23 protein-coding genes are annotated in these 26,020 nt (G+C 47.0%); 12 read left to right on the forward strand and 11 right to left on the reverse strand.

All coding sequences use genetic code 11. The features are described from left to right. Position 1: 1 nt before the first annotated feature. From ybgC to aspS, 6 genes are all read right to left on the reverse strand, one after another. Positions 2-412: a tol-pal system-associated acyl-CoA thioesterase gene (ybgC, locus tag LMJ53_RS01310; protein WP_229584430.1), complete on the reverse strand. Its 411-nt coding sequence runs from the start codon at positions 410-412 to the stop codon at positions 2-4. 597 nt (positions 413-1,009) lie between these two features. Next, positions 1,010-2,023: a Holliday junction branch migration DNA helicase RuvB gene (gene ruvB, locus LMJ53_RS01315; protein WP_229584431.1), complete on the reverse strand. Its 1,014-nt coding sequence runs from the start codon at positions 2,021-2,023 to the stop codon at positions 1,010-1,012. Positions 2,024-2,119: 96 nt separating this feature from the next. Continuing rightward, positions 2,120-2,740, reverse strand: a complete 621-nt coding sequence (ruvA, locus tag LMJ53_RS01320) for a Holliday junction branch migration protein RuvA (protein ID WP_226750342.1) — start codon at positions 2,738-2,740, stop codon at positions 2,120-2,122. A 24-nt stretch (positions 2,741-2,764) separates the two neighbouring features. Beyond that, positions 2,765-3,286: a crossover junction endodeoxyribonuclease RuvC gene (gene ruvC / locus LMJ53_RS01325; RefSeq protein ID WP_229584432.1), complete on the reverse strand. Its 522-nt coding sequence runs from the start codon at positions 3,284-3,286 to the stop codon at positions 2,765-2,767. Positions 3,287-3,288: 2 nt separating this feature from the next. Then, the gene (locus LMJ53_RS01330; RefSeq protein ID WP_229584433.1) at positions 3,289-4,032 is read right to left on the reverse strand and encodes a YebC/PmpR family DNA-binding transcriptional regulator; all 744 of its coding nucleotides are present in this window, start codon (positions 4,030-4,032) and stop codon (positions 3,289-3,291) included. A 79-nt stretch (positions 4,033-4,111) separates the two neighbouring features. Further along, a complete protein-coding gene (gene aspS / locus LMJ53_RS01335) occupies positions 4,112-5,887 on the reverse strand; it encodes an aspartate--tRNA ligase (protein ID WP_229584434.1) in 1,776 nt (591 codons plus the stop codon). A gap of 197 nt (positions 5,888-6,084) precedes the next feature. Between aspS and cmoA the strand changes: the two genes are divergently transcribed. From cmoA to LMJ53_RS01370, 7 genes are all read left to right on the forward strand, one after another. Then, complete coding sequence (cmoA, locus tag LMJ53_RS01340; protein WP_229584435.1) at positions 6,085-6,813, forward strand: carboxy-S-adenosyl-L-methionine synthase CmoA; 729 nt, start codon at positions 6,085-6,087, stop codon at positions 6,811-6,813. Between the two features lie 5 nt (positions 6,814-6,818). Next, positions 6,819-7,784 carry a tRNA 5-methoxyuridine(34)/uridine 5-oxyacetic acid(34) synthase CmoB gene (cmoB, locus tag LMJ53_RS01345; protein ID WP_229584436.1) on the forward strand — a complete coding sequence of 322 codons (966 nt, stop codon included), beginning with the start codon at positions 6,819-6,821 and terminating at the stop codon, positions 7,782-7,784. A gap of 23 nt (positions 7,785-7,807) precedes the next feature. Next, on the forward strand, positions 7,808-8,695 hold the full coding sequence (locus LMJ53_RS01350; RefSeq protein ID WP_229584437.1) for a LysR family transcriptional regulator: 888 nt from the start codon (positions 7,808-7,810) through the stop codon (positions 8,693-8,695). Between the two features lie 12 nt (positions 8,696-8,707). Then, on the forward strand, positions 8,708-9,115 hold the full coding sequence (locus LMJ53_RS01355; protein WP_229584438.1) for a hypothetical protein: 408 nt from the start codon (positions 8,708-8,710) through the stop codon (positions 9,113-9,115). A 75-nt stretch (positions 9,116-9,190) separates the two neighbouring features. After that, complete coding sequence (gene purM / locus LMJ53_RS01360; RefSeq protein WP_226750349.1) at positions 9,191-10,234, forward strand: phosphoribosylformylglycinamidine cyclo-ligase; 1,044 nt, start codon at positions 9,191-9,193, stop codon at positions 10,232-10,234. A 9-nt stretch (positions 10,235-10,243) separates the two neighbouring features. Then, a complete protein-coding gene (gene purN, locus LMJ53_RS01365) occupies positions 10,244-10,906 on the forward strand; it encodes a phosphoribosylglycinamide formyltransferase (protein ID WP_229584439.1) in 663 nt (220 codons plus the stop codon). A 58-nt stretch (positions 10,907-10,964) separates the two neighbouring features. Further along, positions 10,965-11,690, forward strand: a complete 726-nt coding sequence (locus LMJ53_RS01370; protein ID WP_229584440.1) for a DUF3108 domain-containing protein — start codon at positions 10,965-10,967, stop codon at positions 11,688-11,690. Here the strand turns inward: LMJ53_RS01370 and LMJ53_RS01375 are convergent. Continuing rightward, a complete protein-coding gene (locus LMJ53_RS01375) occupies positions 11,658-12,428 on the reverse strand; it encodes a class II glutamine amidotransferase (protein WP_229584441.1) in 771 nt (256 codons plus the stop codon). The two genes, LMJ53_RS01370 and LMJ53_RS01375, sit on opposite strands and share 33 nt — an antisense overlap. A 233-nt stretch (positions 12,429-12,661) precedes the next feature. On the opposite strand from LMJ53_RS01375, the gene fadE reads away from it, so the two are divergent. After that, entirely contained in the window at positions 12,662-15,157 is a 2,496-nt protein-coding gene (gene fadE / locus LMJ53_RS01380) for an acyl-CoA dehydrogenase FadE (protein WP_229584442.1), read from the forward strand. Positions 15,158-15,243: 86 nt separating this feature from the next. Here the strand turns inward: fadE and LMJ53_RS01385 are convergent, their stop codons facing one another. After that, positions 15,244-17,844 (reverse strand): ExeM/NucH family extracellular endonuclease, encoded by a 2,601-nt coding sequence (locus LMJ53_RS01385; protein WP_229584443.1) that lies wholly within the window; start codon positions 17,842-17,844, stop codon positions 15,244-15,246. Between the two features lie 184 nt (positions 17,845-18,028). Here LMJ53_RS01385 and LMJ53_RS01390 point away from each other — a divergent pair, with 184 nt between their 5' ends. The 3 genes from LMJ53_RS01390 (at position 18,029) to LMJ53_RS01400 (ending at position 20,542) form a co-directional block, all read left to right on the forward strand. After that, the gene (locus LMJ53_RS01390) at positions 18,029-18,310 is read left to right on the forward strand and encodes a pyrimidine/purine nucleoside phosphorylase (RefSeq protein WP_226750354.1); all 282 of its coding nucleotides are present in this window, start codon (positions 18,029-18,031) and stop codon (positions 18,308-18,310) included. Positions 18,311-18,330: 20 nt separating this feature from the next. Further along, positions 18,331-20,142: an ABCB family ABC transporter ATP-binding protein/permease gene (locus LMJ53_RS01395; RefSeq protein ID WP_420778836.1), complete on the forward strand. Its 1,812-nt coding sequence runs from the start codon at positions 18,331-18,333 to the stop codon at positions 20,140-20,142. A gap of 85 nt (positions 20,143-20,227) precedes the next feature. Beyond that, on the forward strand, positions 20,228-20,542 hold the full coding sequence (locus LMJ53_RS01400; protein ID WP_229584444.1) for a TraR/DksA family transcriptional regulator: 315 nt from the start codon (positions 20,228-20,230) through the stop codon (positions 20,540-20,542). 41 nt (positions 20,543-20,583) lie between these two features. On the opposite strand, the gene LMJ53_RS01405 is transcribed toward LMJ53_RS01400, so the two are convergent. From LMJ53_RS01405 to LMJ53_RS01415, 3 genes are read right to left on the reverse strand one after another with little or no spacing between them, the layout of a single operon-like run. Next, positions 20,584-23,625, reverse strand: coding sequence for an efflux RND transporter permease subunit (locus LMJ53_RS01405; protein WP_229584445.1), 3,042 nt, complete (start codon positions 23,623-23,625; stop codon positions 20,584-20,586). Between the two features lie 11 nt (positions 23,626-23,636). Further along, on the reverse strand, positions 23,637-24,695 hold the full coding sequence (locus tag LMJ53_RS01410; RefSeq protein ID WP_229584446.1) for an efflux RND transporter periplasmic adaptor subunit: 1,059 nt from the start codon (positions 24,693-24,695) through the stop codon (positions 23,637-23,639). Next, the gene (locus LMJ53_RS01415; RefSeq protein WP_229584447.1) at positions 24,695-25,231 is read right to left on the reverse strand and encodes a TetR/AcrR family transcriptional regulator; all 537 of its coding nucleotides are present in this window, start codon (positions 25,229-25,231) and stop codon (positions 24,695-24,697) included. The genes LMJ53_RS01410 and LMJ53_RS01415 overlap by 1 nt, the downstream gene beginning before the upstream one ends. 341 nt (positions 25,232-25,572) lie before the next feature. On the opposite strand from LMJ53_RS01415, the gene LMJ53_RS01420 reads away from it, so the two are divergent. Next, positions 25,573-25,977 (forward strand): YccF domain-containing protein, encoded by a 405-nt coding sequence (locus tag LMJ53_RS01420; RefSeq protein ID WP_229584448.1) that lies wholly within the window; start codon positions 25,573-25,575, stop codon positions 25,975-25,977. Positions 25,978-26,020 lie beyond the last annotated feature (43 nt).

The raw sequence follows: 26,020 nt of genomic DNA on the forward strand, positions 1-26,020 counted from the left end.
TTCACCTGACACGCGATAATACCTCTGTTATTTCTGCGGGGATTGAACGAGCTTTTAACTGCTCTGGGTCAACACACGCTATCTTAATCTCTGCTGCACACACAACTTGTTGCGCTGCATTGTGAATTTGTTGTTTAAAACTTAAACTAGCACGCCTTAAGGTACTGATTTCATTGGACACCGTCAACAGCTCATTAAACTTTGCTGGGCGGGTGTTCTTCATTTGCACTTCAGTAACCACAAAAGCCACTTTATTCGCTAACCAGATATCTTGCTCAACTCCGAGGGCACGCAACCATTCGGTGCGCGCTCTTTCGAAGTATTTCAGGTAGTTTGCATAGTAAACAATGCCGCCAGCATCGGTATCTTCATAATACACCCGCACTGACCATGAGAAGTTGTTTCGCTGCATCTGGTTCCGCTTTATTTCGCGCCTGTATGATAATTAAGCCAGCGTACAAACTCAATCGGCTGTCGACCAATTTCGTAACTATATTTTTTTACACTGACTACTTGTTTTTTATTAAAACATTACGTTGACACAGGTCTATCGGCTAAGTTCAGAATAAAGGCCGATTTATTAGGTACAAATTATCGTTTTAAGCGATAAAAAGTAATCTGGTGCTATCATGCTTGATTAAGATGAATGGCAGATGAATTTCAGCAATAGCTTGCGATAAACTCGTTAGTCTCTTTTTATCCTGCTCGCCGTACACCCTGGCGCGCCATTAGTTTTTCTAATATCAAAACGCCAGTTTTTCTCGTTTGAAGTAAAAACTCCAATTCTCTATCATATGCAGGTGTTCTGAGCTAGCGCAAAGACAGTCAAAATTTTGGTAGCGCATTTTGATTGTTTAGTACAGGTCACTTAACAATGAGACTTTGTGAGAGAGGTTTTGTTGTTTGCTCCAAACATGTTCCCTGGATTTATTGAAGCAGTTCCTGAAATTGTTGCTTGCCCGCTCATTGAGCGGGCTTTTTTTTACTTAAAAATCGAGTAGCAACACCCTTATGTTGGTGTTTGTGGCAGGTCAAAACCTAAATGCTGATAAGCACGCGGCGTGGCTATTCGCCCCCGTGGCGTGCGTTGAATGTAACCTTGCTGAATTAAAAAGGGTTCAATCACATCTTCAATGGTTTCTTTTTCTTCACCGATGGCCGCGGCTAAGTTATCTAGCCCTACCGGCCCCCCCATAAACTTATCGATAATGGCATCGAGTAATTTACGATCCATGTAATCAAAACCTTGTGCATCTACATCGACCATTTTCAGCGCGGCAGACGCCACTTCGACACTGACTATGCCATTGGCTTTAACCTGAGCATAATCTCGCACACGACGTAACAAACGGTTAGCGATACGCGGCGTACCACGAGCGCGTCGCGCAATTTCAGTGGCACCGGCTTCATCTAAATGCATATTAAGGAAGTTGGCCGAGCGTTGAATAATTTGCGTCAGCTCTTCTACTTTATAAAATTCCAGTCGTTGCACGATACCAAAGCGATCGCGCAAGGGTGATGTCAGAGCACCAGCCCGGGTGGTGGCCCCGACAAGGGTAAAAGGCGGTAAGTCGAGTTTGATTGAGCGCGCCGCAGGGCCTTCACCAATCATCAGATCTAACTGATAATCTTCCATGGCTGGATACAGAATTTCTTCTACCACGGGGCTTAAACGATGAATTTCATCGATAAAAAGCACATCATTTTCTTCAAGATTGGTCAGTAACGCCGCCAAATCACCGGCCTTTTCTAGTACAGGCCCAGAGGTGGTTTTAATGTTCACCCCCATTTCATTGGCCACAATCATGGCTAAGGTGGTTTTACCTAAACCTGGCGGGCCAAAAATCAATAAATGATCGAGCGGCTCACCACGGCCGCGGGCGGCTTCGATAAAGATCGCCATTTGCTCACGCACATGCGCTTGGCCGGTATAATCGGCCAGCGATTTTGGCCGAATCGCCCTGTCGATGGCTTCTTCTTCTTTAAATGCGCTAGGCTGGATCAGACGATCTGCTTCTATCATGCTATGCCTTTTATAACTGCTTTATTTGCTTAGAAAACGCAACGATTAACCGCGATACAGGCCAGCAAGACACTCTGCTTGACCTGGCTTGCGGGGTTAAATCATACTCTTTAACGCTGCTTTAATCAGCTGCTCGCTGCTCATGCCAGGTTTCAATTGTTGTTGCACCGCTTTTGCCGCTTGCGCTTGCGAATAGCCTAAACCGAATAAGGCACTAATCGCATCTTGCTCTGCCGAAGCCGGGGGCGCGAATAAGGCTTCATCATCCTGCATAATCATTTTATCGGTGATGGGCGTATTTGAACTGACGCCCCAATCTTTTAGGCGATCACGCATTTCAATCACTAAACGCTCGGCCGTTTTTTTACCGACACCCGGCAATTTTACCAAGGTACTCAGATCGTCAAATTGCACACAACGCACAAAATGCTGCGCAGTCATGCCAGATAGGATGGTTAACGCCAACTTAGGCCCAACGCCGTTGGCTTTAATTAATTGTCGAAACAAACTACGCTCAGTTTGATTACTAAAGCCATAAAGTAACTGTGCGTCTTCGCGCACCACAAAGTGGGTGTAAATCACCGCGGGCTTACCCACTTCGGGCAAAGCATAAAAACTGGTGAGGGGTAATTGCACTTCGTAACCCACACCGGCCACGTCCAATAATAAATCGGGTGGCTGCTTTTCTAAAATAATACCGCTTAAACGTCCAATCATCTGTTTTCTTATCTTTGGGCGGCGTTAACGTAAACGGCCGCGAACTGTTTTACTGGCTTGCCCAGCCATGGCAATTAAACTTTGCTGCGTATGACCATGGCACAAGGCCACGGCCAGCGCATCTGCCGCATCGGCTTGAGGACTCGCAGATAACTTTAATAAATGCCGGATCATGTGTTGTACTTGCGCTTTATCCGCCGCGCCACTGCCCACTACGGCTTGCTTAACTTGCCGCGCTGAATATTCATGCACCTCTAAACCGGCATTTTTAGCCGCCACAATAGCCGCGCCCCTCGCCTGACCTAATTTGAGTGCGGAATCGGGGTTGCGCGCCATAAACACTTGTTCAATGGCAAAAATAGTCGGTTGCGTTTGCGCAATAATTTCACTGATGCCGTTAAAGATCCGCAGTAAACGCTCAGGAAAGTCATCAGTGCCTAAACGAATACAACCACTGGCCACATAATGAAACTGCCCACCTTGCTGGCGAACCACACCGTAACCCGTTAAACGACTACCAGGGTCGATGCCCAGAATAATATTCAAGGCTACTCCAAGCTAGCCATAATGTCGTCACTGATCTGCGCATTATGATAAACGTTTTGTACATCGTCAGAATCTTCTAACGCATCCAGTAATTTGATAAATTTCTCTGCCGTCTCAGCATCCAATTCGGCATGCGTATCAGGCACTAAGGTTAGCTCAGCAGAGTCAGCCACAAAGCCTGCACCGCTAAGCGCATCCTGTACTGCACTGAAATACTCAGGGCTGGTGAGCACCTCGATGCTGCCATCTTCTTGGGTTTGTACATCATCGGCACCGGCATCCAGTGCCACATCTAAGATTTGCTCTTCATCAGCGCCGGCGGCAAAACACAACACGCCTTTGCGATGAAATAAATAAGAGACCGAACCTGAGGTGCCTAAGTTACCCATATTTTTCGAAAAGGCATGGCGCACATCAGCAACGGTACGTTTATTGTTATCGGTGAGTGTTTCGACAATAACCGCCACACCACCTGGGCCATAACCTTCATAAACGAGTTCTTCGTAGTTATCGGCATCATGCATACCGGCACCACGTTTAATGGCTCGGTCGATGGTATCGCGCGTCATATTTTCGGCTAAAGCGCGATCGACAGCCAAACGTAAGCGTGGATTTGCTTGCACATCGGCACTGATCTTCGCCGCTACCGTGAGTTCGCGGATCATCTTCGTCCAGATCTTACTTTTTTTGGCATCCTGACGGGCTTTACGATGCTTCATGTTAGCCCATTTGCTATGTCCAGCCATGTCTTACTCCTCTTAGCTAATCATAAACAGGATATAAAGGCACAACGAGGCACTAGGGCCTCGCTGTGTAATGCAGTAACTACGCTTTTGGCGTGACTTGGATACCCAACTCAGCCAGTTGTTGCGGGTTGGCCGCACCAGGTGCATCCGTTAATGGACACGCAGCCGTGGCGGTTTTAGGAAACGCCATCACATCACGAATAGAGGTTGCACCGGTCATTAACATGACTAAGCGATCTAAACCAAAGGCTAAACCGGCGTGTGGCGGTGCGCCATACTTTAACGCTTCGAGTAAGAAGCCGAATTTTTCTGCCGCCTCTTCATCGCTAATACCCAGTAAAGTGAACACTTTCGCTTGTACTTCTGCGGTATGAATACGGACTGAGCCACCGCCTAATTCGGTACCGTTTAGCACCATGTCATAGGCATTGGATAACAATTCGCCCAGCTTTAATTCTTGGTTAGGCGTAGCTAAAAAGCTTTGCGTATCTAATGGTGAGGTAAACGGGTGATGCACAGCAGAATAGCTACCATCGTCGTTTTCTTCAAACATCGGGAAATCCACCACCCATAATGGCTTCCAACCGGGTTGAGTGATCTGTAAATCTTCACCCAGTTTTAAGCGCAGTGCGCCCATGGCTTCACAGACCACTTTATAGCTGTCTGCACCAAAGAAAATTAAATCGCCGTTAGCGGCTGCTGTACGCGCTAAAATGTCAGTAATGATGCTCGGGCTTAAAAACTTCGCCACCGGCGATTGCACGCCTTCGGCCCCCGCGGCAACGTCATTTACTTTCATCCAAGCGAGGCCTTTTGCACCGTAGATGCTGACAAATTGGGTGTAGTTATCAATATCTTTGCGCGATACTTTTTCTGCTGCGCCTGGCACTTTTAATGCCACTACGCGGCCTTTTGCATCGTTTGCTGGGCCTGAAAAAACCTTAAACTCAACGTCTTTCAGTAAATCAGCAACGTCTACAAACTGCATGGGGTTACGCAGATCAGGTTTATCTGAGCCGTATAAACGCATCGCTTCCCAGTAGGGCATTTGCGGGAAGGTGCCTAAATCCACACCCAGCAATTGTTCAAACATCTGCTGAACCATTTGCTCCGTTACCGCCATCACTTCTGGCGCACTCATAAAAGAGGTTTCGATATCGATCTGGGTAAATTCAGGCTGACGATCGGCGCGTAAATCTTCATCACGAAAACATTTTACGATCTGATAATAGCGATCTAAGCCCGACATCATCAGCAGTTGTTTAAACAACTGGGGTGACTGTGGCAAAGCGAAAAACTCGCCTTTGTGCGTGCGGCTTGGCACTAAATAATCTCGCGCACCTTCTGGCGTGGCTTTGGTTAAAATGGGGGTTTCAACATCTAAAAAGCCATTGCCGTCCATAAAGTTACGTACAAAACTGGTGACTTTAGCGCGAAACTTTAAACGTTCGCTCATTAATGGCCGACGTAAATCAAGATAGCGGTATTTTAAGCGTTGTTCTTCGCTGTTCTCATGATTAAAGTCTAAAGGCAGCGGCGCTGACTTATTTAAAATGGTGAGCGCACTGGCATACACTTCAACCGCACCCGTCGCCATCTCTTTGTTAATTTGTGAAGCGGGACGCGCCCGAACTTGCCCGGTGACTTGAATACAATATTCATTGCGCAAGGTGTAAGCGACGTCGAATAACGCTTTCAGATCGGGATCACAAACGACTTGCACCAAGCCTTCGCGATCTCGCATATCGATAAAAATTAACCCACCCAGATCCCGACGACGGTTTACCCAGCCACTAAGTGTGACCTGCTGATCGACTTCGTTTACCGATAACTTACCGCAATAATGACTACGCATTAATTTATCCTTTCTCCATGCTGAACAACTGAAAGCAACTGATTTGAATGACGGCAATTATAGCGAAAAGCGCTTTAAAGTCACTGCCCAGAGCCGAAAACTCTGCTTAGTCGCTAGCTTAACACGATAAGTTTTCAGCGCTCGGCAAATTTCAGGTAAACTAGCCGCCATTTTCGTGACAACCACTGAGTGTGTTAATGCAAAAAGACCACGTTTATGCCGAACCTTTGGCACATATTCAGGATTTCCGTTTTGATGATGCGGTAGCCGACGTTTTTCCTGACATGATCCAGCGCTCTATACCTGGCTATCAAACGATTATTCAAACCATCGGTAAACTGACTGCGCGCTATCAGCAGGCAAATAGTCATTATTATGATTTAGGCTGCTCGTTAGGGGCGGCCAGTTTGTCCATGCGCCGCCATATTACCGCCGACAATTGTAAAGTGATTGCAGTGGATAATAGCAGTGCCATGATTGAGCGTTGTCAGCGTCATTTGCAAGCCTTTCGCTCGGATGTGCCGGTGGACGCTATATTAGGTGATATTCGACAGCTTACTATTGAAAATGCTGCGGTGGTGGTGGTGAACTTTACCATGCAGTTTTTGGCACCGGAAGATCGCCAAGCCCTGCTCAACAAAATCTATCAGGGGTTAAAACCAGGTGGCCTTTTGATCATCTCAGAAAAATTTAAAGCCGATACCCCTGTTAATGATGATTTGCTGATTGATTTATACCATGATTTTAAACGCGCCAATGGTTACAGCGAATTAGAAATTAGCCAAAAACGCACTGCGCTGGAAAAAGTTATGCGCCCCGACACGCTCGCCACCCACAGTGCGCGCCTGCAGCAAGCCGGCTTTCACTCGCACAGTGTTTGGTTTCAATGTTTTAATTTTTGCTCGATGTTTGCTTTAAAGGATTGATTCGCATGTTGGACTTTTCCACTTTTTATGCACAGCTTGCTACCAGCCGCCTGCACCCTTGGCTAGAAACCTTACCGGCGCAATTAGCGTTGTGGTCGAAAACCGCGCTGCATGGTGAATTTAAACAATGGCAAAAAATACTTGCTAATCTGCCAACGACCCGCGTCTCGCAAATAGAACTGGCTGACGCCGTTGCCTTTGGGCAAACGAGTGATATCAGCGCAGGTGAAGCAGAACGCATTCGCTTTTTACTCCAGCACTTAAAACCTTGGCGCAAAGGCCCCTTTCAGATCCACGGTATTGATATTGATACCGAGTGGCGTTCAGATTGGAAATGGCAACGGGTGCTGCCGCACATCAGTGATTTAACCGAACGCTTGGTATTAGATGTCGGCTGTGGCAGTGGCTATCATTTATGGCGGATGCGCGGCGCTGGGGCGCGCTTTGTTGTGGGTATTGATCCCTCGCAGCTGTTTTATACGCAATTTCAAGCCATTAAACATTTTAATCCCGATCCGCAGGTTAATTTACTGCCGATTGGTATTGATGATATGCCGGCGTTAAAGCAATTTGATACGGTGTTCTCGATGGGGGTGTTATATCATCGCCGCTCGCCGTTAGACTTTTTACAGCAACTAAAACAACAGCTGCGCCCCGGTGGCGAATTGGTGCTAGAGACACTGGTTATTGAAGGTGATGCGCAAACCGTATTGGTACCCGGTGAACGCTATGCCAAAATGCGTAATGTTTGGTTTATCCCCAGCACAGCCGCCTTGTGTCACTGGTTAGAACGGCTGGGTTTTCAAGATATTAAACTGGTCGATTTAAATCACACCAGCTTAGATGAACAACGTGCCACCCCTTGGATGGAAAATGAAAGTCTGATTGATTTTCTTGACCCAAATGACCATAGTAAGACCATTGAGGGTTATCCGGCACCATTACGTGCGGTGGTGGTAGCCAGGGTTTAAGCAAAGTAAGGAAACGGCTCGTTATGCCCTATCGCCCAAAGTCCACGTTAGAGCAATGGCGCATTTTACAAGCGGTGGTTGATGCCGGTGGCTATGCCCAAGCGGCCGAGTTGCTCAACAAAAGCCAATCATCGCTGAATCATGCCGTCGCAAAATTACAAACCCAGTTGGGCGTAGAATTGCTCGAAGTCATTGGGCGTAAAGCTCAACTGACTGCCGCCGGCGAAGTTATGCTGCGCCGTTCGCGTATTTTAACGCAACAAATTGAAGAACTTGAACTGCTGGCCGATAATTTAGACAAGGGCTGGGAGCCAGAAATTCGTATCGCCACCGAGTTAGCCTACCCCAAACACTATCTATACCAAGCATTACAGCAATTTTATCCAATGAGCCGTGGCAGCCGAGTACAAATTATTGATACGGTGCTGACAGGGACTAGCGAAATCATTACTCAGAAAAAAGCCGATTTAGTCATCACCGGCGTGGTGCCAAAAGGCTATTTAAGTGAGCCGTTGTCGATCACCCGTTTTATTCCCGTGGTGGGCGCGTCGCACCCGTTAGCACAGCTACCAAGCCTAGACCAAAATGAACTGAGCCAACAACTGCAAATTGTTATTCGTGACACCGCCGTTAAACCGCAAGAACATATTGGCTGGTTAAAAGCAGAACAACGTTGGACGGTAAATAACTTTGACGAAGCAGTCGATATATTATTACTCGGTTTAGGCTTTTGTTGGTTGCCCGACTTTGTGGTGGCACCGCTGTTAGCCGATAAAACCTTGTTTCGGCTACCGCTGCAACAAAGCACCGAACGTTTTGTGCCGATGAGTTTATTGGCACCACAAGAAGAATCTCTTGGCCCCGGCAGTCGTCAGCTGCGTCAGCTGTTACTGGCCGTCCATCAAAAATAATAAGGAACCCCTATGCAATCTGCCGAAATAAACCAGTTAATGCATGCCGCCGCACAAGATGCGATTGCTTATGCCGCCGAACAACATCAATTAACGCTAGATGGCTCTGCCGAAAGTTTAGCGGTCGTCGACACCTTGTTGTCGGCATTACACAAAGATCAGCAGCATCGGCAACATTCTGGCGAAATGTTATTTACACTTTGTAATATTATTGGCGCTTATGTCGGTGAAGTGTTCATTAAACTGGTCGGGGGTGACTGGAACAACAATCAACAAGATCAATCTGCACCTTATATTGCAGTGACCTTTGGCGACAAAGAATTTCCTTTTGCGTCAGTCTGTTACCATAAGATCGCCAATGACGATACCATCAGTTTACAAGACTATGTTCGCCAAGCGAAAGAGAATGCTATGCAGTAAGGCTTTTGTCTGCGCGGTTAAACGGGTAAAATAGTCAGCACTTTAGCCAACCCACTTAGCCATTCGAGGAAAGCCGTGAGCGAGCACAACACATCTTTAAGTTACAAAGACGCCGGAGTAGACATTGACGCAGGTAATGCGTTAGTTGACCGCATCAAAGGTGCCGTAAAACGCACCACCCGCCCAGAAGTCATGGGTGGTTTAGGCGGTTTCGGTGCGCTGTGCCAAATCCCTGCCGGTTATAAAGAGCCGGTGTTAGTCTCAGGTACCGATGGCGTGGGCACAAAACTACGCTTAGCCATGGACTTAAAACGCCATGATGGCGTAGGTATCGACTTAGTTGCCATGTGCGTCAATGATTTAGTGGTGCAAGGCGCTGAGCCATTATTCTTTTTAGATTACTACGCCACAGGCAAGTTGGATGTTGACACCGCCGCACGCGTTGTTACTGGCATCGCTGAAGGCTGTGTGCAATCAGGTTGTTCTTTGGTCGGTGGTGAAACGGCTGAAATGCCCGGCATGTACCACGGTGATGATTACGATATCGCAGGTTTTTGCGTAGGCGTAGTTGAAAAAGCCGACATTATCGATGGCAGCAAAGTACAACCGGGCGATCAACTTATCGCATTGGCCTCGTCTGGCCCTCACTCTAATGGCTTTTCATTAATTCGCAAAGTATTGGAAGTGTCAGGTCAGTCAGCAGACACCTTATTAGAAGGTAAGTCGTTAGCCGATCACTTACTAGAACCTACCCGAATTTATGTGAAAAACCTGCTGAGCTTGTTTAAAACCAGCCCTGTGCATGCGTTATGTCACATTACCGGTGGCGGTTTCTGGGAAAACATTCCTCGTGTCTTACCGGCCAATACCAAAGCCGTCATTGACGGCAAGAGTTGGCAGTGGCCCGCCATTTTTAACTGGTTACAGCAACAAGGCAATATTAGCCGCCATGAAATGTATCGCACCTTTAACTGTGGTGTGGGTATGTTAGTGGTCGTGCCTGCAGCCGAATTACCTACCGCTTTAGCGACATTACAACAAGCGGGTGAAACAGCTTGGCACCTTGGCGAGATTCAAGCGGCTGCGGCAGATGAGCAACTGGTTATTATTAACGAATAACGAGGCCGCATGAACGCTATTGTAGTACTGATCTCTGGTAATGGCAGTAATTTACAAGCCATTATCGATGGCTGTGCGAAAGGCACGATCCCCGGTAAAATTACCGGGGTTATTGCTAACAAAGCGTCCGCTTATGGTTTGCAACGGGCAACGGCAGCGGGTATTGCTACCCGTGTCGTCAGCCACAAAGACTATAGCGATCGCGCCAGTTACGATAGGGCTTTACAACAAGCCATTGAGGGTTTTGCGCCATCATTAGTGGTGCTTGCCGGCTTTATGCGGATCCTCACGCCCGCTTTTGTGCAGCACTTTTCTGGAAAATTATTGAACATTCATCCATCTTTGTTGCCGAAGTATCAAGGTTTAGATACGCATCAGCGCGCAATTGATGCCGGCGATACTGAACATGGTTGCAGTGTCCATTTTGTGACAGAGCAACTTGATGGCGGCCCGGTGATCTTGCAAGCGAAAGTGCCTATCTTTCCAGGTGATGATGCTTCGACAGTGGCTGAACGGGTACATGAGCAAGAACATCTGATTTATCCACTGGTTGTGCGTTGGTTTTGTCAAAATCGTTTACAACAGCGCGGCAATGAGGCATGGTTAGACGGTAACTTACTTTCAGTACAAGGTTATGCCGAAGATGAGGATGATTCTGAAGTGGCGTGTTAACACGTCACTTTTTTTAAGCACACTATTATTCTGTAGTTCTGCTGTATTGGCGACATCGTTGCCAGCCCCTAGCGTTGCTGAGTTGTCGAAAGACACTGCTGCAGCACCTATTTTTACTCCCTTTAATGCTGATTATTTAGTGTACCGTGGCGGCAAAAGCCATGGCACGGCTAAACGCTATTTGCATAAAAAAGACAGCCATTATGAAATGGGCTACAGCAGTGATATCACTTGGTTAGTGTTTAGTGATAAGCGCAGCGAAACGTCCACTTTTACGCTTGAGCAGGGCCGTTTAAAACCGTCACATTATAAAATGATCCGCACGGGTACCGGTTCTAATCGACACTATGAATTGCGTTTAAACTGGCAGAAACAACAACTTTTCACCGGTAAAAAACAAACGCTCAAAGCCATCGATTGGCAAGACGATTGGTTAGATCCACTGAGTTACCATCAACAGTTAGTGCTGGATTTACGCGCGGGTAAAACCGATTTCACTTACCAAGTGTTAAACCGCGATGGCAATAATAAAGTGTACCACTATCAGGTGGTCACCGAAGAAGCGTTGGCCTTACCTTTTGGCACCGTTCGCGCGTTACGCATTGCTCGGGTTGAAGAAAATTCAGACAAGCAAGTTTTAGCCTGGGTTGCACCTGAGCTTGATTATATGCTCGTCAGACTTTGGCGTGGCGAAGATAACGTTGAACAATTTGATGTACAACTGCAAAAAGTACAGTGGCTCACCCCCACCTCAACAGTCGATGGGCTCGCCACGACGGAATAACTGCGCCTCACCACTTTGCATTTTTTGCCACTGCTCATTATTAGTTAGCGGTGCAGTGGCAATAATGGTCACGACATCGTTCGGAGTGGTTTCTTGGCTAAAATCAATATCCACATCAACATCAGATAAGCGCGCCACACCAAAAGGGGCCCGGCGCGTGATCCAATGCAGCTTAGTGCTGCAAAACGCCAATAAATACTCACCATCGGTGAGCAGCATATTAAATACCCCTAGCTGCTGTAACTGCGGTAATAAGCGACGAATATAACGAAATGCGGCTTTGGGGCCCGGGCTTTTCTCTGGATAACGTGCCGCTAAAGCGCTGAGCAGATAACAAAAGGCACGTTCGCTGTCAGTCGTTCCCACCGGTAAAAACCGATCCACCGCTAAATGTTGATAATGGGATAACTGCCCATTGTGGGCATAAGTCCAATAACGCCCCCATAGTTCACGGGTAAACGGATGAGTATTGGCTAATGCTACTTGTCCCCGATTGGCTTGCCGCACATGCGCAACCACAGCGGTGCTTTTAATCGGGTAATCAGAAATTAAGCGGGCAATTTCGGATTGATAACTGGGCAGCGCATCTTTAAAAGTACAAACGCCTTTTTGCTCGTAAAAGGCCACTCCCCAGCCATCTTTATGTGGGCCTGTGCGCCCCCCGCGCTCTTTTAAGCCTTTAAAACTAAAACAAATGTCGGTCGGCACATTGGCCGACATTCCCAATAATTCACACACTGGTGTATTCCCATTAATCCACAACGATGTCGTTGGCGTTTAAAAAGTGCAAACACCGCTTGTGTTTACACACAAAGGCCGATACTGAGCTATGCTAAAGGCTATTGTACAGAGTCTGCAACATTAGTTGACACTTTGTATAGATAAGCATTGCACAGAAGTACTTGCAACTTAAATCAAAGCGTTCTAAGCTAAGGCTTTAGTGGTCAGACCTCTTATCGCAGGAGTTAACAATGAGTGTTTTTCTGGTTTGTGTAGCTTTGCTGGTGGCGACAGGCATTCTTGCCTATCACCGCGCCAGCCTCACATTATTTACCGCCGCTTTAGCGGGTGTATTATTAATTGGTACTTTTAGCGACATCGTCGGCTTTTGGTCTTGGTTAGTCTTTCTAATCATTGCCTTACCGCTAAATATCGCCTCGGTACGTCAGCAACATCTGACAAAGCCATTACTGGCGTTATATCGCAAAATTATGCCGGAAATGTCGACGACAGAAAAAGAAGCCATCGATGCCGGTACCACCTGGTGGGAAGGCGATTTATTTCGCGGTAACCCTGACTGGCATAAAATGCACAACTTCCCACAACCTCGGTTAAGTGCAGAAGAGCAAGCCTTTTTAGACGGCTCAGTTGAAGAATTACTGGCCATGACGGACGACTGGCATACAACACATGAACGTGCCGATCTTGCGCCAGAAGTCTATCAATACTTAAAAGATCACGGTTTCTTTGCGATGATTATCAAAAAAGAATATGGTGGTTTAGAGTTTTCTGCTTATGCACAGTCTTGCGTATTGCAAAAATTAACCAGTAAAAGCATGGTGTTATCAAGCATCGTTGGTGTTCCTAACTCGTTAGGCCCAGGCGAACTGTTGCAACACTATGGTACTGATGAGCAAAAAAATTACTATTTACCGCGCCTAGCCAAAGGCATCGATGTTCCGTGTTTTGCTTTAACTAGCCCAGAAGCGGGTTCAGATGCCGGTGCGATCCCTGATGTGGGCATCGTTTGTAAAGGTCAGTGGCAAGGTGAAGAAGTTCTGGGTTTAAAATTAACTTGGAACAAACGTTATATTACTTTAGCGCCTATCGCTACGGTGCTAGGTTTAGCCTTTAAACTGTACGATCCAGATCATCTATTAAGTGAAGAAGAAGATCGCGGTATTACCTGTGCGTTGATCCCTGCCGACACCCCAGGTGTAAAAATTGGTCGTCGCCACTTCCCATTGAATGTGCCGTTCCAAAATGGTCCAACGCAAGGTGAAGAAGTGTTTGTACCAATCTCTTACATCATTGGTGGTCCAGAAATGGCCGGCCAAGGTTGGCGCATGCTGGTTGAATGTTTATCTGTCGGTCGCGCCATCACATTACCGTCTAACAGCACCGGTGGGATTAAAGCGGCTGCGCTGTCTACTGGCGCCTATGCACGTATTCGTCGTCAATTCAAATTGCCTGTCGGTAAAATGGAAGGCGTTGAAGAAGCGATGGCACGCATTGGTGGTTATGCCTATATGGCTGATGCCTCTACCTCGATGTCGGTAGGTGCGATTGATTTAGGTGAAAAACCGTCAGTGGTTTCCGCCATTACCAAATACCATATGACTGAGCGCATGCGCACAGCGATTAATGATGCAATGGACGTGCATGGTGGTAAAGGCATTTGTATGGGTCCAAATAACTATTTAGCTCGCGGTTACCAGGGTGCGCCTGTTGCCATCACGGTAGAAGGTGCCAATATCCTGACCCGTAACATGATTATTTATGGTCAAGGTGCCATCCGTTGTCATCCTTATGTGTTAGCCGAGTTACAAGCCGCACAATTAACGGATGAAGGCGCTGCCGTAACGGCCTTTGATAAAGCGTTATTCGGTCATATTGGTTTTGCCATTAGTAACTTCTTCCGGACCTTCTGGTTATCGTTAACCGGTGGTGCTTTTAGCCATTCACCTTACAACGATGACACTGCGCGATATTACAAGCAAATGAACCGCTTTAGTGCCGCCCTTGCGTTAATGTCAGATGTTGCCATGGGAACCTTAGGTGGCGACTTAAAACGTCGTGAGCGTATTTCAGCGCGTTTAGGTGACATTTTAAGTATGTTATATATCACGTCATCAGTACTGAAACGTTATCAAGATGAAGGTCGCCAAGTTCAAGACTTACCTTTGGTAAAATGGGCTTGTGAAGATAACATGGCCAAAGCGCAGTTGGCGCTGACCGAGTTATTCGATAACTTCCCTAACCGCGTCATTGGTATCGTGCTAAAACGCATTGTCTTCCCATTTGGTCGCACGTTGCGCAAACCATCAGATATGCTGGATCATCAAGTTTCACGTATCATGATGACACCTTGTGAAGCGCGTAACCGCTTAGGTAAGCACTTATATTTAACGGTTGAGCCAGGTAATCAATTAGGTCGCGTAGAACAAGCCTTATTGGATGTGTTAGCTGCAGAGCCGCTGTTTGATAAAGTCAGCAAAGCCTCAGGTAAACGCCTGCCCTTCTTCAAGTTACATGAAGTGGCTGATATTGGCTTAGAGCTGGGCGTGATTAATAAACAAGAAGCGGATAAGTTACGTAAAGCTGAAGATAGCCGCTTGTTTGTGATTAATGTGGATGATTTTGAACCCGATTACTTAGCGGCAGACAAAACTTTAACCCAGCAACCCAATGGTGCTGAAGCGTTAAAAGCTGAAAGTAAAAAGCAAACCAAAACAGCAGCCGCTTAAGCGGGATACTGTAAATAAAAAGGGCCCGTCTGACGACGGGCCCTTTTTTTATCTGTTTAAGCGTTGCTCGCAACGCTTTAGCCAGGTTAGAACTGCACGGTTAATGGCGCAGAGCACTGTGCGGTCGCGTCATAACATAAGGTATATGTAACGGCTGGCGCACTGGTTTTAAATTGATTGTTGTACTGACCAGGCTTGTCCAACACCGCCACCACTTCGCCATCGCGATACAGCGTTAAGCCTGTTTGCACACTGCTCCAACGTAACTGCACCAGTTTCGAACCTGATTTAGCATTACCTTGATTCACTTTGATCAGGTTTAAATCAATATCCAAAGGCGCAATCAGATCCAGCGCTACAATCACCGGATCATGATCAGACGAACGATAAGCATCGGGCGCATAAAAATCGATTCGTTGCTGCTCAGATTTAAACTCTTGGGTGTAATCCAGTGAAATAGGCTCATCGGCATTAATATGCCATTCTGCCGCATCCACTAAGTAACGGCGTGCAGGCTCGTTCAGTAAGGCATGATCGAGTTGACCCGCTAAACCATCAAACACATAACCGTAGGTGGGCGTTTTCTCTAACACATCAAATACGTTAGCGTAACCGGCATGCGCCAGCGCCGTTAACGGATCTTCTTTCGCATAAGAATTCAAATCACCGATAACCAGTGCCGGAATAGCATTAAAGTGCTGCGCGGCAAATTGCCCTACTGCCTCGGCCGCGCGCGTCCGAGTGATATTACAGTTACCCTGACCATCATTAAGATCTGGATCACCGCTACAAGCTGAACCCTTTGACTTAAGGTGATTCACCATCACCGCAAACTCAGCATTGTTACTGGTGAGCTTAAAGCGCTGCGCCAGCATCGGGCGGTTACTGCGGGTATTAAATAACGCTACGCCATTAGCATCCGTGGCAGAGTTGCTTTCATCTAATATCTGAGCATCCCCCACTGGGGTGGCTAAATTAGCACGATATAACATGCCCACGGTAATTTGATCGGTACCAATCACCGGCGTGTTAACTGAGACAAAGCGCCAATCGTCTTGCCCACTGACTTGCTGTAAACCGCGTACTAAATCAGCAATGGCAGAGGTTTCTGTAAAACCATCATTCTCGATTTCCATCACGCCAATCACGGTGGCATCTAACGCCGCTAAAGCCGCTAAAATCTTGGCACGCTGACGCTCAAACTCAAACAGATTATTGGCGCCACGCGCGGTTGGGAAGCCACCGCCTAAGCCGTCACCGTTGAAATAGTTCAACACGTTAAAGCTAGCAATTTTCACGTTACCATCGCCACTGAGCTCAGGCTGCGCTGTGCGCGGATTTGTCGCAACAAAGTTCACGCTATTAATCGGGTTAACCCGATATTCATTAAAGCTGTAATAAAGGGTACCCGTTAAGCCCACGACGGTATCGCCGGCACGCACGGTATTCATCGCCGTTAAACCCGGTGCTGGATAAATGACCGTGGCAGCGTTTTGCACTGTTGAGGCATCATCTAACATAATGCGATTTAAGGCATGCTCAGCCGCTAAGACTTGTGCGGCGGCACCTGGCGTAACGACTTGAGTCGGTGTGTAACGACGACCGTTTGATAACACTAACTCGCCAAAACGGCCTAAGGTAAAGTTGCTGTTTACCGTCAACTCTTGCGCGAATTGCACCAACATGCCTTCATAGCGTTCTAAATAATCTAATGCAGCGACCGGTAAACTCACGGTTACCGCGCTAGGCAATTCAGCTGTACCACAGGCTACGCTTTGCGTGACATTCTGTAGCTGGGTATTGCTAAAGGCTTCAGCAACTTGTGCTTGTAAGCGCACACGCTGACCTGCGGTAACATTCAGATTTGCATTATCGGTAAAGACAAAAACGCCTTCGGAGGTTAACGGATCGGCATCTTGCTCAAGGTCACTGGCTTGGATCATATAACCCCGTAAGCCGGGTAAAGTATGCGTCACAACCGCCTCGACTACTACCGTTTGCCCAACTAACGGGCTCACATTACCGGCACCTTGAATCGCAGAAATGGGCGTAAAGGTTGCCCCACAGACTAAGTTTGTGGGTGGAGTAACAGGCTCTTCAGGTGGCTCAACCGGTTCTTCAGGATCAATTGGTGCGCCTGTGCCATTAAACATGCCTAAATCAGTAAAATCATCCCGATCAAATTGAATCCATTCCACAGAAGGATCAAAGGCATCACTGATATTGGTATCTCTTAGCACACTCTTGCGGCGAAGCGTTTTATCTATAGTGGTCACGCCATTGCCGGTCCATGCCGTGCCTGGGTTTTCACCTACTCGACCAAAGCTATCGACAACTTCACCATTTTTCTCAATCACAATGGCATCGTTACCATTCCAAAGACCGGAACCGGTGGTGACATTCGCTACCGCTAAAATAGCTGCTGCAGCATTAGAAGCGGCATAAATAAAAGTTTCACCCGCAGCTAAGCTGCCACTCAACTGTTGATTAACGCTGGATGTTAACGCACCATTAGAGTAAACCCGGATACGGTAATCGCTGAGATTAATTGCCGAAGTACCTGGGTTGTATAATTCTAACGCTTTATTATTACTAGAACCTTCAACATATTCTGAAATAAAAAGTTCTGCTTGAGCAACTGGCGCTAAAATAAGCGCTAAGGTTGCCGCGATAAGTGTTTTCTTCACGTGTTATTCCCTGATCTGTTATTAGGATTGTGCAGACTAAGCCACGAATGTGGCAATCTGATTAACTTTTTAAGAATGCTTTACTGAGTAGAAAAAGACTTCAAGACATCTAAATAGCTAAAAAAGCTATACAAACGGGCTTTTTTCCGTTTTACTAAACAGCCCGATATATAAGGAGTTAACGATGTTTAAAGTCAACAATTATTTTGATGGCAAAGTCGCCTCAATTGGTTTTCAAGGCGAAAAGCTACCTGCAACGGTCGGCGTAATGGCACCCGGTGAATATGAGTTTGGTACCAGCCAACATGAAGTGATGACCGTGATTAGCGGCGCCCTTACCGTAAAACTGCCTGGCAGTGATGATTGGCTGACATTTACATCAGGTCAGGCGTTTGAAGTAGAAGCTAACGTGAAGTTTCAATTGCAAGTACAACAGGATACCGCGTACCTTTGTACTTATGCGTAAATTGAATTACTGAGAGTACTATGCGAGGCATGCGAAGCGCCGCAAAACAACCTGAACCGTTAAAGCGTGATTACGCCATGCCACTAGGCCAGAGTATTAAAACCCTCTGGCCTTATTTAATGGCCTTTAAAGGGCGGGTATTGTTAGCCTTACTGGCACTTATTGCCGCCAAAAGCGCCACCTTACTGCTGCCTTGGGCCTTAAAAGAAATTATCGATGCGGTAGATGCCAACCGCCAACAATTACTGCTTGTTCCTGTTTGGTTATTACTGTTGTATGGCGCGCTGCGCTTTGGCATGGTGTTTTTTGGTGAAGTGCGGGATGCACTGTTTGGGCGTGTCACCGAACATGCCATGCGCCAATTAGGTTTAAAAGTTTTTAAACACCTGCATAGTTTAGAATTAGCGTTTCACCTTGACCGACAAACCGGTGGCATCAGCCGCGATATAGAGCGAGGCAGCAATGGCCTAAGCTTTTTAATGCGCTTCTTGATGTTTAATATTGTGCCAACCTTACTTGAAATCGTGGCGGTAGCCGTGATCTTCAGCTTACTGTTCTCGCCCATGTATGCACTGATCACCGTGGTGGCGGTCAGTCTCTATATCTTTTTTACCGTGTATATTACGGAATGGCGCAACAAGTTTATTCGTGAAGCGAATCAAGCGGATAACACCACCAATAGCCGTGCCGTTGATAGCTTACTTAATTATGAAACGGTGAAATATTTTAATAATGAGCAGCATGAAGCACAGGTTTACGATGGCTTTTTAGCCACTTGGGAACAAGCTCGTTTAAAAAACCGTTTAAGCCTGCTCTTACTTAACTCTGGCCAAGCACTATTAATTGCCGCTGCTATTACCGCATTAATGTGGCTAGCCGCAGCCGAGGTGGTTAGCGGTGAAATGAGTATCGGTGAATTAGTAATGCTGAATGCTTACATGATCCAACTGTTTTTACCGTTGAATTTTTTAGGCTTTGTGTATCGTGAAATTCGCCGCGCGTTAACCGATTTAGAAAATATGCTGGGGTTATTACAACGCAAAAGCAGCATTATCGATAAAGCAGATGCCAAACCCTTAGTCACCCATGGGGCCAGTATTCAGTTTGAGCAGGTGAGTTTTGCCTATCAGGCCGATCGCCCCATTCTCAATAATCTCAGTTTTACCGTTGCCGCAGGCCAAAAAGTGGCGATTGTCGGCGCGTCTGGTGCGGGTAAAAGTACCATTGCCCGCTTACTTTATCGCTTTTACGATGTGAGCGGCGGCCGCATTTTAATTGATCAGCAAGATATTACTGGGCTAACCCTCGACTCTCTGCGCCAAGCGATAGCCATTGTGCCGCAAGATACGGTGTTATTTAACAGTAGTATTCGAGACAATATTGCTTACGCCAAACCGGGGGCCAGTGCCAGTGAGATTGCCCAGGTTATTGAATTAGCCCAGTTACGCCAGTTTATTGATAGCTTGCCACAAGGCGATCAAACGCTAGTGGGTGAACGCGGCTTAAAGGTCTCTGGCGGTGAAAAACAGCGCATTGCGATTGCCCGAGCGTTATTAAAAGGCTCGCCTATTTTAGTCTTTGACGAGGCCACCTCGGCATTAGATTCCTTAGCCGAGCAAAGCATTGTTGCCGCTATGCGTGAAGTCGCCAAACAACACACCAGCGTGGTTATCGCTCATCGTTTATCAACCATTACCGATGCTGATTGCATATTAGTATTACGGCAGGGCGAATTGATTGAGCAAGGCAGCCATCAACAGTTGCTAGATTTAGCGGGGGAATATGCCAAAATGTGGCAGCAACAGGCCAAGCAGACACGTCTTACCACCTAAGCCATTACTGTTTATTTGTGCTAGATCAAGCTTTTTTAACGAAGTGCTGCTAAATTTAAGACAGCGCAGAGACAAGGAGTAGATCATGCCATTTCAAGAATACAAACGTCGCCTAATTCAACGTAAAATGGAATTGGAGCGACAGCAGATATCACTGCAGCAAGACCTCTCGAAAGAACACAGCCATGATTTTGCAGAACAAGCACAAGAGCGAGAAAACGATGATGTGCTAACCAGCCTAAAACACCATGCCGAGGCAGAGTTGGCTGAAATTAATCAGGCCTTGCTAAGGATGGAACAAGGTGTTTATGCTAAATGTACCCGTTGTGGTGCAAATATTAATCCAGCACGCTTAGAAGCGTTACCCGCCACCGCATTTTGTGTTAACTGCAGCCACTAACAGCGCAGCAAAGCCGCACTGTTAGCAACCAGCAGAATCAATTAGCGGGCTAATTTGATTTTAAACACCAGCGAATACAATACCGGCACTGCCACCAGAGTTAACACGGTGGCAAACGCCAAACCGGCCATAATGGTTATCGCCATACTGTTAAAAAACGCATCCCAAATCAGCGGCAACATACCTAAAATAGTGGTTAATGCCGCTAAGATCACCGGCCGGATCCGGCTGATGCTCGCATCAATAATGGCTTGAGCCTTATCGCTTGCTTGGCTTAATTGCAAATCCATTTCGTCAACTAACACTATGGCGTTTTTCATCAGCATGCCGGATAAACTCAGAAAGCCCAACAGCGCCGTAAAACCAAAAGGAAAGCCTGTCAACAGAAGCCCAGCACTGACACCACATATCGACATCGGCACAATTAACCAAATAACTAAGGGTTGTTTTAAGGAGCCGAACAACAAAATGCTAATGGCTAACATCACCAGAAAACTTAAAGGCAATTGTTTACCTAATGAAGCCTGTGCTTCCGCTGAGCTTTCATACTCGCCTCCCCACTCCAACGTATAGCCATGTGGCAATACTAATTGCTCAACCGGCGCCCGCAAACGCTTTAAGGCCTGATCGGCGGTTATGGCCGTAGTGGGCTCAGCTTCAACCGTTAAGGTGCGTACCCGATTGCGCCTTTGGATCACCGCTTCTTCGTGCTCGGTAACAAAGCCATTAATCACCTGCGTTAGCGGGATATAGCTGTTGTCGATGCTACTCCAAATCATTCGGTCATTTAGTCTGTCTAAATCAAATCGCTCTGCTGCCGGTGGCCGCACCACAATAGGAATTTGTTTTTCTTGCTCGCGATACACACCGCTAACTAAGCCCTCACTGGCAAAAGCCAGCGTTTGCGCTAAATCGGTACGATTAACACCGGCAATGCGGGCCCGCTCTTCATTGAAATCTGGCGCTATCACCAACTCACGCTGCCGCCAGTTTTGCCTGATATCGGTCACGCCGTCGGTATTACGCATAATATCCGCCACTTGTTGGCCGAGTTGCCGCAAAACGGCCTCATCACTACCAGAAATGCGGGCCTGTAACTTTGCCCCGGTACCGGGTCCGAACATCAATCGCTCAGTATAAATTTCGGCACTAGGATAACGAGCGGGTAAGGTTTGCCGCAAATACTGCATCAAGGGCGGGATCGCATCACGCTCCTTGGTGCGAATAATCAATTGACCATAAGCACTATTCGGCAATTGCGGTGCATAGGTCAACATAAAACGGCTGGCACCTGCGCCAATAAAACTACTGACCGACTCCACTGACGCTTCGGCCAAAATAATCTTTTCTATTTCGGCAATATCGCGCTCGGTAGCACGAATATCGGTGCCTTGCGGTAAATAATAATTTAAGTAAAACAACGGGGTATTAGAGGCAGGGAAAAACACCTGCTTAACTTGGCCAAAACCAATAACGCTGATCACAGTTAGCACCATCAGCAAACCGATGGTAGCGGCGCGCTGCCGTAAAGCTAAACGGAGCACCTTGGCATAACGCTGATAAACAAAACCGGCATAGGGATCACGTTGCTCGCTGTCTGCGGCCACTTTAAACAAATAGTGACCTAACAAAGGGGTAACAGTAATCGCCAACACCCAGCTTAATAATAAGGAAATACCAATCACTGCGAATAACGAAAACAAAAACTCACCCGTGCTATCTGGCGACAAGCCAATACCGGCAAAGGCCATAATGCCAATAACCGTGGCACCTAATAACGGCACTTGGGTGCGACTGGCCGCCTCCGCTGCAGCTTGGCGTGATGCCATGCCTCGCTGCATATTTATCAGCATGGTTTCGGCCACCACAATGGCATTATCAACCAACATCCCCATGGCGATAATCAGCGCACCTAACGAAATACGCTCCATTTCGATTTGCCATATGCGCATAAAGAACAAGGTGCCCAGCACAGTCAGTAATAAGGTGCCGCCGACAACAATACCCACGCGCCAGCCCATGGTTAAACACAGCACGGCGACCACAATCACCACAGAAATTAATAAATTCACAATAAAATCATTAATCGCTTTATCCACCACAATATGTTGCTGGTAGATCGGCTGTAACTCGATGCCAAGTGGAATACGCGGCGTTAAAGAGGCTAAGTGCAAATCAACAGCATTACCTACATCCACAATATTGGCATCACTTAAGCCGGCAATGGCAAGCGTAAAAGCCGCTTTGCCGTTATGACGGATCAAGTGTGTCGGCGTTTCCGCCTCTTCTCGACTCACTTTAGCAACATCGTAAATACTCAGCTGCTCTGTGGAGCCCAAATTACCTAAGCGTAAGTTCTCAATCGCACTGATCGAATCTAAGCCAGGCTTACTGACTAAACGGATACGCTTATCGCCAACGGCTAAAGATCCGGCCGCCGCGACGGTATTTTCAGCTTGTAAGGTACCAATCACTAAATCTAAAGGTAAGCCCATGCCCAGCAACCGCTCTTGGGCAATCTCTACATAAATTTTCTCTTGTGGCTCGCCCGCGGTTTGCACTTTAGCCACACCCGGCACCATCAGCATTTCGCGCCGTAAAAACGTGGCCAACTCACGGATCTCGCGATCGCTATATCCTTCAGCAGTGACCGCATAAAAAATACCAAACACATCACCGAAATCGTCATTGACTGAGGGCGTCATTACCCCGGCAGGCAATGACCGGCTGCTATCGCTGATTTTTCGCCGTAACTCATCCCAAATTTGCGGCATGGCTGGGCCATTGTAAGTATCTTGGATCACTACGCGGATCTCAGATTTGCCCGGAAAGGATTTAGACGTCACACGCTTTAATTGTGGTAACTGCTGCACTGCCGATTCGAGTACCTCAGTGACTTCCTCTTCCACCTCGGTTGCCGTCGCCCCAGGATAGTAGGTGATCACCATGGCTTCTTTCAGGGTAAAAGCCGGATCTTCTAAACGACCAATGGTATTTAGCGCCCAAAGACCACCCAAAAAACAAAGCATAATCAACATCCAAGTGTTGACCTGTTTATCAATCGCATAACTCGCCATTTTCATGCGGTTGACTCCTAATATTTTTCAAACGGACGCACTACCTGGCCGTCTTGTAAATGATAAATACCCGCAGAGACCACCTGATCGCCAGCTTTTAAACCGGAGAGTACTTCAACTTGCTGCTGGTGGATCCGACTGACTTGGATCGGTTGTCGGCTGACTTGCTGAGTTTCAGCTTGATAAATCCAAACATGGAATTGCTCTGGCGTTGAGGTATCTAACGCCGACACAGGGATCAACATATTATTCTGAGCAGCATTGTTCTCGGTAACCACCGTCACCGTCATGCCTGGCAATAAATTTTCACCGGCGAGTCGCGGCATAGCAAACGACACTTGATAAGTTTGCGTAACCACATCCACTTCCGTCGCATGCTCACGGTAAGTAAGCGGGTGAAGGCTGGCATTATCATCAGATAATTTCACATACACCGCATAATCGGCTTTATCTTGCACTTGGCGCATCATTTGCTCTGGCACGTTAATGTGCACACGTAATTCAGAGACATTCTGCACGCGTAAAATGGGTGTACCGGCCGTGACGGTGGAATAACGCTCGATTAAGCGGCGCGTAACTAACGCATCAAAAGGGGCGTTTAACTGCGTGTACTGGCTATTACGCTTGGCGTTTTGCAACGCAACTTGCGCAATATCAAAATTAGTTTGCAACTGGTCAAAAGCTGACGGGGTTAAAATACCCTGTTCGCGTAGAGGTTTAGCCCGCTCTAAATCTCGCTGCGCTTGAGCAAGTTGCACTTCGGCTTGTTGCACGGCCAATTGATAATCGGTGTTATCCAGTGCCGCTAATAGCTCACCTGCAGGAATAATTTCGCCTTGCTGCACCGGTAAAGCGGTAACCCGACCGCCCACTTGAAAAGCTAAATCGACAGTACTGACCGCATCAATTCGCCCGATAAAACTGCGACTGTTTGCATGTTCATCTCCGCTAACGGTATATAATTTCACCGTGGTTAGCGTGGTATCAGACTCCTGGCTAACCGAATCGGAACAAGCACTGAGAAATATCAGCAGGCTGAGTACGCTACTAATAAGAGTAAAAGATGGGCGGTTCATTAACTTAGCTCCTGTGCACGAATCGTCATATAATTTTCCAATTGACTGTGTTGTTCTGGGGTCAAGGGTGAAATGTTCAGCAACTGATGAAAGGTCAAGGCTTCACTGACCAGCAATAATGACATCACTTCGGGACTGTGATGATGTTCAGCTAAAATGTCGTTAAATACCTTACGGTTATGTTGCTGCAACGGCTTTAGCAGCGCCGGTTGCTCTGCCGCCGCCGCTAAGATAGCCATCGCGGTATTACTGCTTAATTGCTGAGTGAAACACTCTCGCGCTTTTAAGAAAGCCGCTAATTTTGATGACTCGGTGGCGACAAACTGTTGGCGATTTTGCTCAGCATCATCCACTAAAAACTGCACCATGGCACTGAGCAAGGCTTCTTTTGACGGAAAGTGATATAACAAGCCACCTTTACTCAAGCCACTGGCTTGTGCCACCGCATCCAAGGTGACCTTACCCGGCCCTTTTTCTGCAGCAACGGCTAAGGCCGCTTGTAAAATCTGTTGTACGGTAATTTGCGCTTTATTCACGTTTGCTGCACCCTCAAATTAAAACCGTCTAGTCGGTACAGTATAACGGCAAAATCACAAACCGACCAGTTGGTACAGTAAAAGTTTTATCACAGACGCAGCTAAGCGCTATCTGGGCAACACTGTCGGGTTAGGGTTGTGCTACATGTGCCTGAGTATTTTTACTAAAAACTGGTTAAATTCACACAAAAATACGCTTAGCCAGTTACAAGCTAAAAATAAAACGAATATAAACAATAGTTTAAAGTTGGCACATTTATCGCTTTGTTTTGTCAGCGGCCAAAGTGCAAAGACACGTGAACGGCAAGCGTATTGAACTTAATGAGGTTGTGGAGCGCAAGATGAGTGTATTACGGTTAATTTTTAATGTTTTATGGTTTTTACTCGGCGGGCTGGTGATGGGCTTAGCTTGGTGGATTATTGGCTTAGTTTGCTTTATCAGTATTATTGGCATTCCGTTCGGCCGTGCCTGCTTTGTCATGGGCAAACTGGCGTTTTGGCCCTTTGGCCGAGATGCCATTAATCGCCGCTATATTAACCGCGTAGAGGATTTTGGCACCTCGGCTTTTGGCACTCTGGGCAATATTGTCTGGTTTATCTTATTTGGTATTTGGCTGGCCATTGGCCACTTAATGCATGCCTTGGTTTGCTTCCTCAGTATTATTGGTATTCCTTTTGGCATCCAGCACTTAAAATTAGCCGGTTTAAGTATCGCGCCCATTGGTAAAGGCATTGTCGGGCGCTAACCCCCTGCTGTGGCATTGGCCGATACAGTCTGCTGATCGCTTT

This window comes from Rheinheimera sp. UJ51 (assembly GCF_020819615.1).
Classification (GTDB): domain Bacteria; phylum Pseudomonadota; class Gammaproteobacteria; order Enterobacterales; family Alteromonadaceae; genus Alishewanella; species Alishewanella maricola.

Excerpts from the sequence above, each read along its gene's own strand:
- LMJ53_RS01395 (WP_420778836.1), top strand. The coding sequence starts at position 18,331 with ATGCGAGGCATGCGAAGCGCCGCAAAACAACCTGAACCGTTAAAGCGT.
- cmoA (WP_229584435.1), top strand. The coding sequence starts at position 6,085 with ATGCAAAAAGACCACGTTTATGCCGAACCTTTGGCACATATTCAGGAT.
- ruvB (WP_229584431.1), bottom strand. The coding sequence starts at position 2,023 with ATGATAGAAGCAGATCGTCTGATCCAGCCTAGCGCATTTAAAGAAGAA.
- LMJ53_RS01390 (WP_226750354.1), top strand. The coding sequence starts at position 18,029 with ATGTTTAAAGTCAACAATTATTTTGATGGCAAAGTCGCCTCAATTGGT.
- LMJ53_RS01410 (WP_229584446.1), bottom strand. The coding sequence starts at position 24,695 with ATGAACCGCCCATCTTTTACTCTTATTAGTAGCGTACTCAGCCTGCTG.
- purN (WP_229584439.1), top strand. The coding sequence starts at position 10,244 with ATGAACGCTATTGTAGTACTGATCTCTGGTAATGGCAGTAATTTACAA.
- ruvA (WP_226750342.1), bottom strand. The coding sequence starts at position 2,740 with ATGATTGGACGTTTAAGCGGTATTATTTTAGAAAAGCAGCCACCCGAT.
- LMJ53_RS01405 (WP_229584445.1), bottom strand. The coding sequence starts at position 23,625 with ATGAAAATGGCGAGTTATGCGATTGATAAACAGGTCAACACTTGGATG.
- cmoB (WP_229584436.1), top strand. The coding sequence starts at position 6,819 with ATGTTGGACTTTTCCACTTTTTATGCACAGCTTGCTACCAGCCGCCTG.
- LMJ53_RS01330 (WP_229584433.1), bottom strand. The coding sequence starts at position 4,032 with ATGGCTGGACATAGCAAATGGGCTAACATGAAGCATCGTAAAGCCCGT.
- LMJ53_RS01400 (WP_229584444.1), top strand. The coding sequence starts at position 20,228 with ATGCCATTTCAAGAATACAAACGTCGCCTAATTCAACGTAAAATGGAA.
- LMJ53_RS01420 (WP_229584448.1), top strand. The coding sequence starts at position 25,573 with ATGAGTGTATTACGGTTAATTTTTAATGTTTTATGGTTTTTACTCGGC.
- fadE (WP_229584442.1), top strand. The coding sequence starts at position 12,662 with ATGAGTGTTTTTCTGGTTTGTGTAGCTTTGCTGGTGGCGACAGGCATT.
- aspS (WP_229584434.1), bottom strand. The coding sequence starts at position 5,887 with ATGCGTAGTCATTATTGCGGTAAGTTATCGGTAAACGAAGTCGATCAG.
- LMJ53_RS01350 (WP_229584437.1), top strand. The coding sequence starts at position 7,808 with ATGCCCTATCGCCCAAAGTCCACGTTAGAGCAATGGCGCATTTTACAA.
- LMJ53_RS01355 (WP_229584438.1), top strand. The coding sequence starts at position 8,708 with ATGCAATCTGCCGAAATAAACCAGTTAATGCATGCCGCCGCACAAGAT.
- ybgC (WP_229584430.1), bottom strand. The coding sequence starts at position 412 with ATGCAGCGAAACAACTTCTCATGGTCAGTGCGGGTGTATTATGAAGAT.